This is a genomic window from Streptomyces sp. NPDC001156 (genome assembly GCF_053598275.1).
In genome coordinates this window covers 1-1,139 of the sequence record NZ_JBSFJX010000566.1, presented here as the reverse complement: position 1 = coordinate 1,139, position 1,139 = coordinate 1, and the positions used below count along the sequence as shown (strand labels likewise).

Sequence of the window (1,139 nt, the reverse complement as noted above, 5' to 3'; positions counted from 1 at the left end):
CTAGTGTCCTACGCCTGAAATTCGTTGAATATATCGGGTGAGGGAGTCGAGGATCTCGTCGGCGGTCTTGCTCCACACAAACGGCTTCGGATCGTCGTTCCAGTCTTTGATCCAGGCGCGGATGTCTTTCTCCAGGCTTTGCACGCTCTTGTGGACTGCGCGGCGGATGAGTTGGTCGGTCAGGAAGCCGAACCATCGCTCAACCTGGTTGATCCAACTTGAACCGGTTGGAGTGAAGTGGAGGTGGAAGCGGGGATGTTTGGCCAGCCACGTCTTGATGGTCGGGGTCTTGTGGGTGCCGTAGTTATCGCAGACCACATGGATGTCGAGGCCCTCGGGGACGGTCTTGTCGATGGTGGTCAGGAACTTCTTGAACTCTGTGGCGCGGTGTCGGCGGTGTGTCTCGCCTATGACGCTTCCATCGGCGATGTTGAAGGCGGCGAAGAGGGTGGTGGTGCCGTGCCGGATGTAGTCATGACTGCGCCGCTCCGGCATCCCCGGCATCATCGGCAGCACCGGCTGGGAGCGGTCCAGCGCTTGCACCTGGGACTTCTCGTCCACGCACAACACCACCGCCTTCTCCGGCGGGTTGTGATACAGGCCGACGACATCCACCACCTTCTCCACGAACAGCGGATCGGTAGACAGCTTGAACGTGTCGGACAGGTGCGGTTTGAGTCCGAAGTCACGCCAGATCCTGCCGATGGTGGACTTCGACAGGCCGGACTTCTTCGCCATCGACGCCCGCGACCAGTGCGTGGCGTTCTTCGGGGTCTCCTCCAAGGTGGTCACCAGCACCTCCTCGACCTGGTCCAATGTGATCGACGACGGCCGCCCAGGCCGCGGCTCGTCGACCAGACCCTCCAGCCGAGACTCGACGAACCGGGCCCTCCATTTGCCCACCGTCGGTTTCGAGACCTGCAGGTCCTGCGCGACCTGCGTGTTACTCACCCCCTCCGCGCAAGCCAGCACGATCCGACACCGCAACGCCAGCGCCTGCGACGACTTCGCCCGCCGCGCCCACCGCTGAAGCGTGGCACGCTCCTCGTCGCTCAATACCAACTCGGCCTTCGGCCGCCCTGTCTTCGCCACCCCACCAATCTACACATAGATAACGGATTTAAGGCGCAAGGCACTAG

The 1,139-nt window shown here is 62.1% G+C and carries 1 protein-coding gene; it reads right to left on the bottom strand.

Annotated features, from left to right (window positions below):
* Positions 1–1,092 carry an IS630 family transposase gene (locus ACWDA7_RS53155; protein WP_450615459.1) on the bottom strand — a complete coding sequence of 364 codons (1,092 nt, stop codon included), beginning with the start codon at positions 1,090–1,092 and terminating at the stop codon, positions 1–3.
* Between the last annotated feature and the right edge of the window lie 47 nt (positions 1,093–1,139).